A 15,435-nucleotide genomic window follows, 5' to 3' on the forward strand; every position below is an offset into this window, starting at 1 on the left:
ACTCAGTTCCAGATCGCGGCCGCCCACTCCGGGTGGTCGACGAACGGGTTGCGGTTGCCCTGCCACTGGGCGTGGATACGGTCGTTGCGGCGCATCTCGAAGGCGTCGACCGGGTCGGCGGCGTTCCACTGGAGCAGGATGTCGAGGTCGCCGAGGCGGGGGACTGCGCTGCCGGAGACGTTGCTGAGCTCGAGGTCACGGAAGCCGTCGTCGCCGTTGTAGCGCACGGCCATGTAGAACAGCATCCGCGCCACGTCGCCCTTGACCGCGTCGCGGGGCTCGAAGGAGTCGGTGTCGGTCCAGCAGTCGGTGCAGCCGGAGACGGCCGAGCCGCCGTTGTCGAAGTCCTTGTTGCCGCGGGTGCCGTTGACCTGGACGTCCTCGGCGCGCAGGTGGTGCAGGTCGGTGCCCGGGCCGGCACTGGTGGTGAAATCTCCGCGCGACTGGGCGAAGACGTGCTCGCGGTTCCACTGCCCGCTGCCGCCACCGTTGCTGCTCTTGGCGATCGAGCGGCCGGTGTACAGCTCGATGACGTTGCTGGTGTTGTTCGGGTCCTGGTCGGTGTCCTTCAAGGCGGTCCAGACCGCGTCGTACGACAGGCGCGTGTTGTCGTCGATGATGCCGTGCAGCGAGGCCTTGAGCGTCGAGCCGGTCTTGCCGATCGCGGGCGCGTAGTAGGTGGAGTCCCACGGGCTCGTCCCGCCGGTGGGCGGTGGCTCCGTGGTGCCGCCCCCGGCGAGCGCGAAGGCCGACGTGCTGGTCACCCCGGGGTGGGAGAAGTACGCCGACAGCGCGCCGGTCACGTCGACCTGCTTGCCCATCAGCGCGGGGTTGGAGCGCAGGCCCCACTGCGCGCGGAACGCCGCGGGGATCTGCACGTAGAGCATCTGCGACGTGCTGGTCTGCGAGGGGGAGTCGGCGATCGCGAGCGCGTAGTCGTTGGGGAAGCCGGAGCGTACGACGGTGGAGGTGGCGGTCGGCTGGCCGACGACGTAGCCGCGGACGGTCTGCGACGTCCCGGTCTGCTGGCCGATGGCCTGGCCGACGGTCAACGGGGTCGCGGCGCCAGCGGGCGACGTGGCGGCCGGCAGCACCAGCAGCGAGAGGGCAAGGACGAGGGAGGACGCAAGGGCAGCCGCGAGCGACCGGCCCTTCCCGAGAAGGAGGGTCATGGCGCCGAAGCCTGCCGCACGGGCGGCCGGGGCGGAAGGGCAGAAGGCCTGGATTCGCTCCTTACACCGCCTTGACCCGAGTTCTCGGAAAACGCCACGGAATGTCGCCGAACTCCTTAGGTTGAGCCTGCGTCGGTCCCAACGGCGCGTTCTCGGATTCGACGTAGTCGCTCACCAAACGCGAGGCACACATGACTCAGGATGCAGCCCAGGCCCGCAAGGGCACGGGACTCTCGGTCGCCGGTTGGCCACTGGGCCGGAAGATGGCCCTGGCCCTGGCGATCCCGCTGCTGCTCGCGGCCGTCCTCGGTGGCCTGCGCGTCTCCGGCGACTACGGCGACTCGCGCCATGCCGCGCGGAGCGCCCAGCAGGTCACGATCATCCAGCCCGCGGTCGACTACCTGACCGCGTCCGAGACCGCGATGGTGGCCGCACAGTCCGACAGCGCCGCCAGCCAGGGCGACCTGATCGACGCGATCAGCGACATCTCCACCAACGCCGAGACGCTGGTCGAGGCCCGCGACGGGGCCGAGCTCGACGAGCTGCAGACCGCCCACGTCAACGCGCTGCTCGACCTCAGCCAGGCCATGCGCGGCGAGGGCGCCGAGACGCTCGGCCCGGCCACCTGGATCGCGCTCGTGCGTCAGCTCGAGTCCAGCGTCTCCCAGCTCATCACCAGCGTGAACGCCGCCCAGGCGACGCCGGAGCCCCGCCTCGAGCAGCTCTCCCAGGCCATGAGCGGCCGCCTGTCCCTCGCGCTCCAGCAGGGCCTCATCGCGACCACGCTGTCGCAGTCCAGCTCGCAGGAGCTCTTCTCGGAGATCGGTGTGGAGGCGGCCGCCATCGACCGTCTCGCCGGATCGGTCGAGGGCGCGGAGGACCAGACCGCCCTCCTCCGCGAGCAGAACACCCGCCACGCCGGAGAGATCCGCGACGACGCCGCCACCGACCTCGGCGGCCGTGACGCCTACGCGCCGTACGACGAGATCACCGACACGCTCGTCACCGGTGTGACGAAGACCCTCGACGACGCGGCCGGTGCCGCCCAGCGCAACGCCCTCGTCGGCGCCGTGCTCACGCTCCTCGCGCTCGCCGCGGCGATCGCCCTCGCCTTCTTCATCGCCCGCAGCCTCCTCGGCCCGATCGGCAAGGTCCGCGACGGCGCGCTCGCGGTGGCCCGCCACCGCCTGCCCGACGCCGTCGCCCGGATCCGCGCCGGCCAGGAGCCGGAGCCGATCAAGACGATCGACGTCCACACCAACGAGGAGATCGGCCAGGTCGCGCGAGCGGTCGACGACCTCCACCGCCAGGCCATCCACCTCGCCTCCGGTGAGGCCCAGCTCCGCCAGACCGTCAACGCGATGTTCGTGACGCTCTCGCGCCGCTCGACCTCGCTGGTCAACCAGCAGCTCGCGCAGATCGAGCGCCTCGAGCACGACGAAGAGGACCCCAAGCGCCTCGAGTCGCTGTTCCGCCTCGACCACCTCGCCTCGCGCATGCGTCGTACGGCCGACTCCCTGCTGATCCTGGCCGACGCCCCGAACCGTGCCGCCGGCCAGTTCAGCCTCACCGTCGGCGAGGCGCTTCAGGCCGCGACCTCCGGTGTGCAGGACTACCAGCGCGTGCAGATCCTCTCCAACCTCAACACCCGCGTCGGTGACGAGGCCGCGGCCGACGTCGTCCACCTGCTCACCGAGCTGGTCGACAACGCGCTCAGCTTCTCGCCGCCGGCCGAGCCGGTGCGCCTGGCCGCCAAGCAGGGCCCCGAGGGCGTCACCATCACGATCACCGACTCCGGCCTGGGCGTGCCCCCGGCCGAGCTCGAGCAGCTCAACGGCGACCTCCAGCACGGTGCCGAGGCCACGCCCGACACCGCCCGCCGCATGGGCCTGTTCGTCGTGTCGCGCCTCGCCGAGCGCCACGACATCACCGCCCACCTGGCCCGCAACCCCGGTGGCGGCATGACGGCCAGCGTCCTGCTCCCGCCGTCGGTGCTCCCCGACGTGTCGCAGTCCGGTGCGCCCGCCGCCCCGGCCGCGACCACCACGGCTGCTCCGTCCACCCCGTCCGCCACGTCGACGGGCTCTACCGAGCTCGTCGGTGCCGCGGCCGCCGCCGCCCCGGTCGTCTCCAAGCGCGAGGCCCGCAACCGGGCCCGCGCCGAGAAGGCCGAGGCCAAGGCCGCCGAGCGCGCCGCCGCCTCCGAGGCGAAGGCCAAGGCCAAGGCCGCCAAGGCGGAGGCCGACCTGGAGCCGGTGCCGGTCGCGACCGGTACGACGACCGCTGCGGACGACGCGTCGAGCGCGCCCGCCGCCTCCGCCGCTGCCGCCACCTCGTCCTCCTCGTCTTCGGAGCCGACCCCGGACCGTCCGCCGCTCGGCAGCCTGCTGCCGCGCCGCGACCCCGGTGCCAACATGCCCCGCACGGGTGCCGACGCATTCCTGCCGCCGGAGACCTCCGGCGCCACGGGCCCGCTCTTCGGCAAGCGTGCCGACACCGCCGCACCCGCCGCCAAGGCGGACGCCGCCGGTGACGAGCCCGCGCCGACCGAGCGCGCCGAGAAGGTCGCCCGCGTCGTCCCGATCACCGCCCTGGCCTCCCGCCAGCGTGCGCAGGCCGAGCAGGAGGCGCGCAGCGCCGAGGTCCCTGCCGAGACTCCCGCCGAGGAGCCGACCGAGGTAGCGGTGGCCGAGGAGCCGACCGAGCAGCCCGTCGAGCAGCCCGCCCGGGCCCACGACCAGCTGTCCGACCCGCTGTCGGACCCGCTGCCCGCGGACGCCTTCGACGAGCCCGCTGCTGCCGAGCAGTCCGAGCCCGCCGCCCAGGTCGAGCCCGAGCCCCAGCCCGTCGCCCAGGTCGAGCCGGAGCCCGAGCCCGCCGTCGAGCCCGAGCCCGCCGCCCAGGCCGACGAGGTCGAGGTGCGGGACGAGGTCGAGGTCGACGCCGCCGACCCGCTGGGTCTCGGAGCACCGGTCCGGCCGACGGAGCCCGTCAGCCAGCCGGTCAGCCAGCCCGAGCCGGAGCCCGTCAGCGAGGTCGTGGCCGAGCCCGAGCCCCAGCTCGAGGAGCGTGCCGAGCCCGAGCTCGAGCCGGTGCCGTCGTACGACGCCGCCGCGCTGCTCACCGACGGCCACGGCCACGGCACCAACGGCTCGAATGGCAACGGCACCAACGGCTCCAACGGTCACGGGTCGAACGGCCACGGCAGCAACGGCCTGTCGCTCGGTGCCGAGCCCGCCCGCGCCGGCGGCGAGTCCCCGATCTTCAAGTCGATGCGCTCAGGCTGGCTCGCCGGCGAGGGCAAGGGCGAGTGGCACGAGACCGAGGTCGACCGTGGCTGGGAGATCGCCGAGCACGTCTCCGAGCCGGCGCCGGTCGTCGAATCCACCCCGGTCGGACTGCCGCGACGTGCCCCTGGTGAGCGCCTCGTCCCCGGTAGCGTGACCCCGCCCACTGCAGCAAAGACGCGTGACCCCGAAGCAATCCGACGCCGTCTCCAGGCACACACCGCAGGAGTCTCCCGCGGTCGCCGAGCAGCCCAGAGTTCCACCCAGCACACGGAAGCAGGCCCCTCATGACTCACGACACCTCCGCCGCCCCCGTCGCCAGCCCTGCTGGTGACGACCGAGACCTCGACTGGGTGATGTCGCGATTCGTCGACGACGTACCCGACGCGGCGCACGCGATCCTCGTGTCCGCCGACGGTCTCCTCATGGCCTCGAGCACCAGCATCCCGGGCGAGCGCGCCGAGCAGGTCGCCGCCGTATCCTCCGGTCTGGCCAGCCTCGCGGTCGGCGCCGCCCGCCTCTTCGAGGGCGGCTCGGTGATGCAGACCATCGTCGAGATGGAGATGGGCTTCCTGATGCTCATGAGCGTCGGTGACGGGTCCAACCTCACCGTGCTCACGACCGAGGAGGCCGACATCGGCCAGGTGGGCTACGACATGGCCCTGCTGGTGGACCGCGTGGGACGTACCGTCGAGGCCCAGGCCCGCGTCGGTACGGGCGGCTGACCGGACCACGCGCCGTGACGCCGCCACCCGAGCCGGAGGACGAGGGCTACCGCCCTCGACTGATCCGGTCCTACACCCTCACCGCAGGCCGGACGGCCGCGAAGGTCGAGCTGGCCATGGAGGCCACGCTCCGCCTTCAGGCGGGTGCGGAAGCACCCGTGCTCTCCCCGTCCGCTGCGCAGGTTCTCGAGGTCTGCGATCGGCGTTCCGTGGCCGAGGTGTCGGCCCTCACCAAGATGCCGATCGGCGTCACCCGGGTGCTGCTGGGTGACCTGATCGAGCAGGGCCTGATCCGCATCCAGGCCACCATCACCGACAGCACGTCGACAGATGAGCGGCTCGAGCTCATCGAAAGGACCCTCCGTGGACTTCGAAACTACTAAGGCACAGCGCGCGGCTGCGTCGACGAAGATCGTCATCGCAGGCGGCTTCGGCGTCGGCAAGTCGACGCTCGTCGGCGCCGTGTCGGAGATCGACCCGCTGCGCACCGAGGCGCTCGTCACGAACGAGTCCGAGGGCGTCGACGATCTTGCCGCCGTGCCCACCAAGGCCACCACGACCGTGGCGATGGACTTCGGTCGCCTGACCCTGGCCGAGGACCTCGTGCTCTACCTCTTCGGCACGCCCGGGCAGCGCCGTTTCTGGTTCATGTGGGACGACCTGTGCCGCGGCGCCATCGGCGCCATCGTGCTGGTCGACGTGGCGCGCCTCGACGAGTCGTTCTCGCCGCTGGACTACTTCGAGTCCAAGGGCATCCCCTTCATCGTCGCCGTCAACGAGTTCGACGGTGTCCCGCGCTACCCCGCCGAGGAGATCGCCGCCGCGCTCGCCCTGCCCGCCGACGTACCGATCATCAGCCTCGACGCCCGCGACCGCGAGCAGGCCAAGGGTGCGCTCGTGAAGATCACCGAATATGCGCTCACGCGACTGCGTGAGTCGCTGACCGCGAATGCGAACTGAGACCATGACCCGCACCGTTCGACGGCTCGGCCCTGCCCGCACGGCCCTCGCCGCCCTGTCCTCCGTGGCCCTGATGGCCACGCTGAGCGCCTGCGGCGGCAGCGCCAGCGCCGACGAGGCCGACGCCCTGAGCGAGGTGTCGCTGGTCTTCAGCGGCGCCCTCACCGTCTGCACCGACATGCCCTACGAGCCGTTCGAGTACGAGAAGGGCGGCAAGCCCACCGGGTTCGACATCGACCTGGTGCGCGAGGTCGCCAAGGGCCTCGACGCAGACCTCGACGTGATCGACGTGTCGTTCGACGACATCACCTCGGGCAACTCGCTCAACAACGACGTGTGCGACCTCGCCATCTCGGCGATGACCATCACCGGTGAGCGGGCGCGCGTGCTCGACTTCTCCAGCCCCTACTTCGACGCCAAGCAGGCGCTCATCACGCCGCGCGGCTCGGGCCTCGACCAGCTCACGGAGCTCGCCGGCGAGCGGGTCGGCGTGCAGAAGGAGACCACCGGCGAGACCTACCTGAGCGACTTCGCCCCGGAGACCACGCAGGTGATCGCGTACGACGACGCGGCGGGCCTGCAGGACGCGCTCGCGGCGGGCCAGCTCGACGCGGCGATGCTCGACAACACCGTGTCCGGCCAGTTCGTCTCCGACAACCGCAAGCTCAAGCTGGCCCGGGAGTTCGACACCGGTGAGCAGTACGGCATGGCGGTGAAGAAGGACGGCAACATCCCGCTCCTTCGCACCATCAACGGCACGCTCGCCGACCTCCGCGAGGACGGCACCTACGACAAGATCTACGCGACCTACTTCGGCTGACCTGCCGCAGGTCCAGCGTCCACCCGAGCGGTGGCCCACCCACATCCCGCAGTCTCGGGACGTGGCTGAGCCACCGCTCGGGTGCGTCTCAGGGCGCGACGGTGAGGAACAGGAACGCTGCGAGCAGCACGAGGTGCACGCCGCCCTGGAGCGGCTTGGCGCGACCCGGTACGACGGTGAGGGTCGCCACGGCCGCGGTGAGGATCAGCAGCACGACCTGCAGCTGGTTGAGGCCGAGCTCGAGCGGCCCGTCGAGCCAGATGCTGGCGATCGCGATCGCGGGAATGGTGAGGCCGATCGACGCCATCGCCGAGCCGAGCGCGAGGTTGAGGCTGACCTGGACCCGGTTGAGGGTCGCCGCCCGGACGGCGGCGATGGTCTCGGGTGCGAGGACGAGGAGCGCGATCACGACGCCGACGACCGCCGGCGGGAAGCCGAGCGCCGCCACGCCGGACTCGATGGCCGGCGACTCGATCTTGGCGAGGCCGACGACGGCGACCAGCGAGACGACGAGCAGGCCGAGGCTGGTGAGGGCGGCCCGGTCGGTGGGCGGGTCGGCGTGCCCGTCCTGGTCGAGGTCGACCGGGTCGTGCTCGAAGGAGCCGGCGTCGACGGCTGCGCGGGCGGCTGCGGCGGCGTCCGCCGCGGCCTGGGAGGTGACGAGCGGCGAGTGGGCGTCCTGGGTCACCGGGAGGAAGAAGTCACGGTGCCGGATGGCCTGCGTGAAGACGAACATCCCGTAGAGCGCGAGCGACGCGATCGCCGCGAAGGTCAGCTGCGCGCCGGTGAACTCCGGCCCGGGCTGGGAGGTGGTCACCGACGGCACGACGAGGCACAGCACGGCGAGGGCGATGACGGTGGCCAGCGCGGCGCCGGTGCCCTCGGGGTTGAAGACCGCGAGGTGGTGCTTGAGGGCGCCGACGAGCAGCGAGATGCCCACGATGCCGTTGAGGGTGATCATCACCGCCGCGAAGACGGTGTCGCGCGCCAGCCCGGCGGTGTCCTTGTCGGTGGTGACCATCAGCGTGACGATGAGCCCGACCTCGATGATCGTCACCGCGACCGCCAGCACGAGCGAGCCGTAGGGCTCACCGACCCGGTGGGCGACGACCTCCGCGTGGTGCACGGCGGCAAGCACGGCGCCGACCAGCAGGACCGAGAGCACGCCGAGCACGGGCGCGCTGTCCGGGTGCAGGGGCCAGGCGACGGCCAGTGCCACAGCGGCCAGCAGGGGAGTGACGGTTGTCCACGACGGCCGGGGCATGGCACAACCCTAGGGGCGCCCCCGGCAGCCGACCGACGCCTGCCCGTCAGCCCTCGGGCGTGCTGAGCTTCTCCAGCCGGGCGCGCAGCAGCGGGACCCGGTGGCTGTTGCCCTCGAGGGTGACGTACTGCTCGCCGAAGATCGCGAGCAGCGCGTCGTCGAGGCGTCGTACGGCCCCGGCGGGGTAGCGGTAGCCCATCCGCCGGATCACCGCGTCGGCGTCGACGGAGGTCAGCAGGTCGGCAAGGTCGTCGATGCTGTCGATGCCGAGCTGGGTGAGCAGCCCGGCGATCCAGTCGTAGTGGTCGGTGTGCGACCAGCCGGCGTCGCTGTAGTGCCCGGCCAGGAAGGTGGCCAGCTCCTGCCCGACGATGTGGTCGGCGTCGGCCTCGACGGCGCTGCCGGGAGCGGCCATCTGGATGCGCTCGCGGATCGTGGCGAACTCGCGGTCGGCCAGCTCGATCAGCCCGGCGGCGAGGGTGAAGCGGCGGTCGAGGTCGGCGGCGGCGTCCTCGGGGACGTTGCCCTTGTAGCGGATGTCGTGCTCGAACTCCGCCCACGCGTGCTGGAGCACCGTGCGCACCTGCACGCTGGCCCGGTGCCCCTCCAGCGTCGGGAGCTCGGCGCCCGGGTGGGTCTGGACGAGCAGGTGCCGGCTGGCGTAGCCGAAGCGACCCGATCGGGCGGTCTCCTCGCCCAGGTCGCGGTCGTCGAGCATCGCCAGCTCGTCGTCGAGGACCTCCGCGACCGCCGCGACGTCGCTGTGGACGTAGGTGATGACGCGGACGCCGATCTGGTCGGTGATCTGCTCCAACGGATCGGGGTAGAGCGGACCGTCACCCTCGGTGCGGTTGGCCTTCGCGGCGAACGACGCGACGCTCTTCGTACGTCCGGTGACGCTGAGGTAGTCGATGCCGGCGTCGTCGAGGAGCACCTGGATGAGGGCGACATAAGCCTGGGTGGCCGAGGCCAGCTGGGGCTGGAGCGCCGCGTAGGCGCGGACGGCCTCGCGGACCGGCTCGGCCTGGTTCTCGGGGTCACTCATGGCGCCAGCCTGCCAGTGCGGACCTCACGGCGTCGACGCGACGTCCCGCGTGCGAGCCTTCCGGCGGAGCCGGGCGCCCGTCGATATCGTCGAAGCACCATGAGCCCCTCACCGCGCCGCTCGGGCGCCCGCACCCGGTCCGCCTCCGCCCTCCTCGCCGCCCTCGCCCTGGCAGGAGGGCTCTCGGCGTGCGGGGACCACGACGGCGGTACGGCGACCGACCCGGCAGCGACGAGCACACCGAGCCCGTCCGAGAGCCCGTCCGACACCCCGAGCGAGACCCCGTCTCCCTCCGAGAGCCCGTCCGAGGATCCGTCCGCTGGCGGGGACGCCACGCCCATCCGCGTCGAGGGGTCCGCCGGCGTCACCGACGCCGTCCTGGTCGACGCCACCGAGGGCGGCGGCTCGCCGTCGGAGATGGCCTTCGCGCTCGACACCGACCAGGCCGTCGCCGACTTCGTCGTGGGGCTGCAGAGCGGGCTGCCGGACGAGGTCACCGCCGCGGTCAAGGACCTGAGCGCGCCGGGCACGACCCCCTACGGGGCCGTCGTCTCGACCGGGTGCGAGCCCCCGCGCAGCGTCGCCATCGACGCCGGCGAGGCCGGCTTCCAGGTCGTCCCGGCCCTGCCGAAGAGCACCGTGCAGTGCCTCGCGCCGGTGACCTACGTCGTGGTCTTCTCCGTGCCCGACGCCTGAGCCGCCTCTCCGGTCAGGGAGTCGGCGTCGTCGTCGGGGGCGTGGTCGGCGGCACCGTCGGAGTGGGCGTCGGGGTGGGCGTCGGGGTGGGCGGCAGGATCGGCACCACCGGCGGCAGCTCGCCGTGGTAGACGAGGCCGAACGAGTTGGCCACCAGCCGCTCGTTGCCGTCGGACGGCTCGTTGACGATGCCGAAGGCGCCGGTGCCGGTGCGGGTGTACATCGCCGAGGAGCCGCCGCCGTCGAGGTTGATCGCGTTCTCCGCGCCGAGGGCGGTCATGATGTCGGCGAGCTCGACCATCGTGTAGCCGCGGCTGACCGTGGAGCGTCCGTCGACCACGAGGATGAGCAGCTTGCGGCCGTCGGCGTCGATGCCGACCGCCGTACGCGGGTGGGCGATGGTGTTGTTGACGACGGTGCGGACGCCGTTCGTGAGCAGCGGGCGGTCGCCGCTGATCGCGACCGTCGGCTTGCCGCCGGCGATGCGCTGCGACAGCGTGATCTTCTTGCCCCGCTTGAGGTTCTTCAGCTTGGCGGCGGCGGGACCGGTGCCGATCAGCACCCGCTCCTTCTGCTTGATCTTGCGTCCGGTCGAGAGCTTCGGCTTGTTGGAGATGACGCGGTTCTTGCGGAGCACGACCTCGCGGGCGCGCTTCTTGCCGGCCGTCACCTGGTAGCCCGACGTGCGGTGCCAGTCGGAGGTGAAGACGCCGATCTGGCCCGACGGGACGCGCGGGTGGTTGACCCCGCTGACGGTCCACGCCCTGCGCTGGCGGATCGTCCACTCGAGGGCCAGCGGGCTGACGTGCGGGCCGGAGTCGTCGAACCAGAGGGACGAGTTGACGCCCGGGATCCAGCCGTCGCGCGAGCCGCCGAGGACGCCCTTCTCGCGGTTGATCGTCACGCCGAGCGGCGCGTCGGTGCTGCCGATGTCGAAGAAGTCGCCGTTGACAGCGCCGAGGGCGTCGTTCCACCCGCCGAGCTGGCTGACCTTCTTGCGGCTGGTGACGTAGGTGGGGGAGAACTCCTCGAAGGAGATGTTGGGGGCGTCGAGGCTGACGGAGAGCAGGTTCATCCGGACCTGCCCGATCGGCTGGCGGCCGTCGACCTGGTCCCACTCCCGCAGCACGACGCCGGGCGCGATCTCGTAGCTGACGTCGTTCAGCACCGTGACCGTGCGGCCGCGGGCGTTGATCGGCGGGCCGACCACGATGCCGGGCTTGCCGTCGGAGGTCTGGTTGCGGCCGCGGTAGCCGTTGTCGGCGCCGTACGTCAGTCCGCCGCGGCTCTGCGTCTTGTCCGTCCGGTCGCCGTCGTCGGCCACCGACGGGCCGACGCCGACGTTGAGCGCGAGGCCCGCGACGAGGACGCCGGCGGTGGCGACCGTCAGCGCCCGCCCGCGAGCGGGGGCGGAGCGACGGGAGGGGCGTGAGCGGCGCGTGGAGGAAGACACGCGCTCCACAGTAAAGGACGTTCTGGGGCTGGTGGGAAAATTGGGATGAGCGTTTCCCGCAGCGACCCGTTGCCGCTGCCGGGCCAGCGCCTAGGCTGTCGCGCGTGCCCGACGAGCCCGCGCCCGCTGCCGGTGGTGCGCGAGGCCCCGTGTGGAACACGCTCCACGTCGGTGACAACCTCGACGTGCTGCCGCTGCTCCCGGCGGGGTCGGTCGACGTCGTCTACACCGACCCGCCCTACAACACCGGCAACGACTTCGCGTACGCCGACCGCTTCCGCGACGGCTCGCACGCCGACCCGTACGCCGGGCGGCACGCCGCGTGGACGGCGATGATGCGTCCGCGCCTCGAGGCCGTCCGCGAGGTGCTGGCGCCGCACGGCGCGGTGTTCGTCAGCATCGACGACAACGAGGCCGCCCACCTGCGGCTGCTGATGGACGAGGTCTTCGGGGAGGCCAACTTCCTCGCCCAGGTCGTGGTGAACCTCAACCCGAAGGGCCGCCAGCTCGGCCGCGGGTTCGCGACCAGCCACGAGTACGTCCTGGCGTACGCCCGCCACCTGCCGTCCTGCGCAGTGGACGGGGCGTCGACCGAGGCCGTCGACGAGTCCGACTTCCCGCTGACGACGCCCGACGGGCGACGGTTCCGCTACCTGCCCCTGCGCAACACCAACAAGAAGTTCAACCCGGTCAGCACGCCGACGCTCCACTACCCGCTGCACGGCGACCCGGCGACCGGTCGGGTCTCGGTCAGTGAGTTCGACGGCAGCACCGCGCTGACGCCCGTCTTCGGCGACGGCCGCCCGGCGGTGTGGCGGTGGTCGAGGCCGCGGGTCGAGGAGCGCCCCGACGACCTGGAGTGCCGGGTGATCCGGGGCCGCAGCGGTGAGCGGGCCGACATCTTCCAGCGCGACTGGCTGCACCGCGAGGGCGGGCGCCGCAAGAAGCTGCGCACCATCTGGCTGGCCGAGGAGATCGGCTCGACCGACACCGCGGTCGCCGAGCTCAAGGCGGTGGTCGGCCACGTCTTCGAGTCGCCCAAGCCCACCGGTCTGGTCCGCCGGATCCTGTCCACGCTGCCCGCCGACGTGGTCGTGCTCGACCCGTTCGCCGGCAGCGGCACCACCGGGCACGCCGTCGCGCTCGCCAACGCCGCCGACGGCGGCTCCCGCCGCTGCATCAGCATCAACTCCGCCGAGCCCACCCGCGCGGGCTCCAACGCCCAGCTCGCCGGCCTCGCCACGGTCGCCGACATCACCCGCGCCCGCCTCGCCGCCGTCGCCGAGACCGTCGGCGGTGGCCTCGAGGTGGTCCGCTGACCGCGGGGATCGCGCGCGTCAGAGGCCGGCGGCCCGCTCGAGGGCGATCAGCTCCTCATCGAGGTACTGGAGCAGGACCTGGAGGTGGGGGACGGTGCGGCGGCAGCCGGTGAGGCCGAAGCACATCTTGCCGTCGTAGGACGTGCAGGTGATGTTGAGCGCCATCCCGTTGATCGGGATCGACAGCGGGTAGGTGCCGGTGAGCCGGGCGCCGTTCCAGTAGTGGGTGGTGCGCGGGCCCGGGACGTTGCTGACGACGAGGTTGTAGGGCGGGCGCACGATGCCCTGCATCCGGAAGATCGGGCCGAGGATGGCGGGCGCCTGGCCGAGCGCGCTCATCGCCAGGATCTGCGTCGGCGTCATCGCCGACAGGCTGTCCTTGCCGTCCACCATCGAGCGGTGGATCGCCTCGAGGCGGTCGGCCGGGTCGGGCAGGTGGGTGCCGAGCTGCACCATCACCGAGCCGACCGCGTTGCCGCCTTCGCCCGAGGCGAGCTGGGACTGCTTGGCGTTGAGGCCGACCGGCACCATCGAGATCAGGGAGGTGTCGGGCAGCGCGTCGAGCTCGATCAGGTAGGTCCGCATCGCGCCGCTGACCATGGCGAGCACCACGTCGTTGATGGTGGTGCCGCTCGCGCGACCGACCGCCCGCAGCCGCTCGACCGGCCAGTCCTGGGCGGCGAAGCGCCGCGAGCCGGTGATGTTCTGGTTGAGCATGGTGCGCGGGGCGTAGAGCGACAGCGCGGACGTCTCGTTGCGCACGCTCTTGTTGAGGGTGCGGACCAGCGCGCCCGGCATGCCGGCGGCCTCCGACGCGATCGCGAGCGCCGTACGCACCGTGGCGCCCGTGACGTCGGACAGCGACGCGCCGCCCGTGCTCGCGGGCTCCTCGCGCGGCGCGCGCGGACGCATCGCCCAGGGGGCGGGCATGTTCCGCTCGTCGGGGTCGGTCGACAGCACGCTCGCGAGCAGCCGCATCGCGGAGATGCCGTCGACGAGGGCGTGGTGGGTCTTGGTGTACATCGCCACGCGGCCGTCGCGGAGGCCCTCGATCACGTGCGCCTCCCAGAGCGGTCGCTCCCACGCCAGGCGGGTGCTGTGCAGCCGCGAGCAGAGCTCGAGCAGCTCGCGCACGCGGCCCGGCTTGGGCAGCGCGCTGTGCCGGACGTGGTGCTCGATGTCGAACTGCTCGTCGGGCACCCACACCAGCTGGCCCGCCGTGCGCGTCGAGCGGTGCGGGTGCTTGAGGAAGAGCGGCGCCATCTGCTCGACGTCGCGCATCTGCTCGTACATCTCGCGGACGTAGCCGCGGCCGGCACCGGCGGGCTTCTCGAAGAGCTGGAGGCCGCCGACGTGCATCGGCATGTTGCGGTTCTCGGCGAGGAGGAAGCCGGTCGCGGTCGGGTCGATCGGGTCCACCACTGGCTGCTCCTCGGTTCGGATCCTCCGTCGGCCTCGACGCCGGGCACGAGACGGGGAGGTCCGGGCATCCTCTCGTCCCGCGGTGACCCGCCACAAGGGCGCGCGGCCGAAGGGGCGTCAGGACTCCAGCGAGTGGGCGAGCTCCGCGACGAGCGCGTCGACGACCGCGACCAGGTCGCCACCCGACTCACGGGCGACGGCCCGCTGGCGCTGGTAGGACGCCCCGCGGACGGGGATGTCGGCGACGGTGCGCAGCTCGGCCTCGCAGTCGAGCCGCTTGGCCACGGGGGTGAGCCGCTCGAGCAGGTCGTCGAGGTCCTCGGTGACCAGCCGCTCGCGATTGTGGTCGTCGAGGATGATGATCGCGTCGAGGCCGTAGCGCGCGGCGCGCCACTTGTTCTCCTGCACCTGCCACGGCGGCAGGGTCGGCAGGTCCTCGCCGGCCGCGAGCCGCGTGTCGAGGTCGACGACGAGGCAGTGGACGAGCGCGGTCAGGGCGGCGAGCTCGCCCAGGTCGGACATGCCGTCGCAGACCCGGTGCTCGAGGGTGCCGAGGTGCGGCGCGGGGCGCAGGTCCCAGCGGACGTCGGACATCGAGTCGATGATGCCGGTGGTGGTCTGGTCGGCGATGCACTTCTCGAACTCGGACCAGGTGTCGAAGGCGAAGGGCAGCCCCGCGGTCGGCAGCTGCTGGAACATCAGGGCCCGGTTGGACGCGTAACCGGTGTCCTGGCCGGCCCAGATCGGGGAGCTCGCCGAGAGCGCGAGGAGGTGGGGGTACGTCGTCAGCATCGACGCCAGGACCGGCATCACCCGGTCGCGCTCGGGCATCCCCACGTGGACGTGGACGCCCCAGATCAGCATCTGGCGACCCCACCACTGCGTGCGGTTGATCAGCTCGGCGTAGCGGTGGCCCTCGGTGAGCTGCTGGTGCGACCAGTCGGCGAAGGGGTGCGACCCGGCGCCAAGGAGGTCCACGCCAAGCTCGGCCGCGGCGGGCGTGACGACGGCGAGGGTGTCCCGCAGGTCGGTGACGGCCTCCCCGACGGTGTCGCAGATGCCGGTGACGATCTCGACGGTGTTGCGCAGCAGCTCCTTGTGCAGCCGCTCGGGCCGCTCGAGCCGACCGCCGGCGAGCTCGTGCACCTCCGAGGCGATGCTGACGAGGTCGCGGCTGGCCCGGTCGACGAGCGCGAGCTCCCACTCCACGCCGAGCGTCGGCTCGGGCGACGCGTGGAAGTCGATGCGCATGCGTCGAGTCTAGGGACGCCC

13 protein-coding genes are annotated in these 15,435 nt (G+C 72.2%); 7 read left to right on the forward strand and 6 right to left on the reverse strand.

Annotated features, from left to right (window positions below):
* Nucleotides 1–2: 2 nt before the first annotated feature.
* The gene (locus ACXJKB_RS08140) at nt 3–1,172 is read right to left on the reverse strand and encodes an endonuclease (RefSeq protein ID WP_457187181.1); all 1,170 of its coding nucleotides are present in this window, start codon (nt 1,170–1,172) and stop codon (nt 3–5) included.
* A 191-nt stretch (nt 1,173–1,363) separates the two neighbouring features.
* Here ACXJKB_RS08140 and ACXJKB_RS08145 point away from each other — a divergent pair, with 191 nt between their 5' ends.
* The 5 genes from ACXJKB_RS08145 to ACXJKB_RS08165 are packed head-to-tail and all read left to right on the forward strand — an operon-like array spanning nt 1,364 to nt 6,964.
* Nucleotides 1,364–4,750, forward strand: a complete 3,387-nt coding sequence (locus ACXJKB_RS08145; RefSeq protein WP_457187183.1) for an ATP-binding protein — start codon at nt 1,364–1,366, stop codon at nt 4,748–4,750.
* Entirely contained in the window at nt 4,747–5,184 is a 438-nt protein-coding gene (locus ACXJKB_RS08150; RefSeq protein ID WP_457187185.1) for a roadblock/LC7 domain-containing protein, read from the forward strand. Before ACXJKB_RS08145 ends, ACXJKB_RS08150 begins: the two co-directional genes overlap by 4 nt.
* Nucleotides 5,185–5,198: 14 nt before the next feature.
* Nucleotides 5,199–5,567, forward strand: coding sequence for a DUF742 domain-containing protein (locus ACXJKB_RS08155; protein WP_457187187.1), 369 nt, complete (start codon nt 5,199–5,201; stop codon nt 5,565–5,567).
* Nucleotides 5,548–6,144, forward strand: coding sequence for a GTP-binding protein (locus ACXJKB_RS08160; protein WP_457187189.1), 597 nt, complete (start codon nt 5,548–5,550; stop codon nt 6,142–6,144). The genes ACXJKB_RS08155 and ACXJKB_RS08160 overlap by 20 nt, the downstream gene beginning before the upstream one ends.
* Nucleotides 6,145–6,148: 4 nt before the next feature.
* Nucleotides 6,149–6,964 (forward strand): ABC transporter substrate-binding protein, encoded by an 816-nt coding sequence (locus ACXJKB_RS08165; RefSeq protein WP_457187191.1) that lies wholly within the window; start codon nt 6,149–6,151, stop codon nt 6,962–6,964.
* Between the two features lie 88 nt (nt 6,965–7,052).
* On the opposite strand, the gene ACXJKB_RS08170 is transcribed toward ACXJKB_RS08165, so the two are convergent.
* Together ACXJKB_RS08170 and ACXJKB_RS08175 are read right to left on the reverse strand one after the other, a co-directional pair.
* Nucleotides 7,053–8,228 (reverse strand): calcium:proton antiporter, encoded by a 1,176-nt coding sequence (locus tag ACXJKB_RS08170; RefSeq protein WP_457187193.1) that lies wholly within the window; start codon nt 8,226–8,228, stop codon nt 7,053–7,055.
* A 46-nt stretch (nt 8,229–8,274) separates the two neighbouring features.
* The gene (locus ACXJKB_RS08175) at nt 8,275–9,273 is read right to left on the reverse strand and encodes a GTP pyrophosphokinase (protein WP_300046807.1); all 999 of its coding nucleotides are present in this window, start codon (nt 9,271–9,273) and stop codon (nt 8,275–8,277) included.
* 99 nt (nt 9,274–9,372) lie between these two features.
* Here ACXJKB_RS08175 and ACXJKB_RS08180 point away from each other — a divergent pair, with 99 nt between their 5' ends.
* Nucleotides 9,373–9,969: a hypothetical protein gene (locus ACXJKB_RS08180; RefSeq protein ID WP_457187195.1), complete on the forward strand. Its 597-nt coding sequence runs from the start codon at nt 9,373–9,375 to the stop codon at nt 9,967–9,969.
* Nucleotides 9,970–9,982: 13 nt separating this feature from the next.
* Here the strand turns inward: ACXJKB_RS08180 and ACXJKB_RS08185 are convergent, their stop codons facing one another.
* A complete protein-coding gene (locus ACXJKB_RS08185) occupies nt 9,983–11,422 on the reverse strand; it encodes a phosphodiester glycosidase family protein (protein ID WP_457187197.1) in 1,440 nt (479 codons plus the stop codon).
* A 104-nt stretch (nt 11,423–11,526) separates the two neighbouring features.
* Between ACXJKB_RS08185 and ACXJKB_RS08190 the strand changes: the two genes are divergently transcribed.
* Nucleotides 11,527–12,741: a site-specific DNA-methyltransferase gene (locus ACXJKB_RS08190; RefSeq protein ID WP_457187199.1), complete on the forward strand. Its 1,215-nt coding sequence runs from the start codon at nt 11,527–11,529 to the stop codon at nt 12,739–12,741.
* A gap of 18 nt (nt 12,742–12,759) precedes the next feature.
* Here the strand turns inward: ACXJKB_RS08190 and ACXJKB_RS08195 are convergent, their stop codons facing one another.
* Nucleotides 12,760–14,163 carry a WS/DGAT/MGAT family O-acyltransferase gene (locus ACXJKB_RS08195; RefSeq protein ID WP_457187201.1) on the reverse strand — a complete coding sequence of 468 codons (1,404 nt, stop codon included), beginning with the start codon at nt 14,161–14,163 and terminating at the stop codon, nt 12,760–12,762.
* A gap of 117 nt (nt 14,164–14,280) precedes the next feature.
* Complete coding sequence (locus ACXJKB_RS08200; RefSeq protein WP_300046799.1) at nt 14,281–15,414, reverse strand: glutamate--cysteine ligase; 1,134 nt, start codon at nt 15,412–15,414, stop codon at nt 14,281–14,283.
* Nucleotides 15,415–15,435: the final 21 nt, after the last annotated feature.

The organism is Nocardioides sp. P5_E3 (assembly GCF_054049275.1).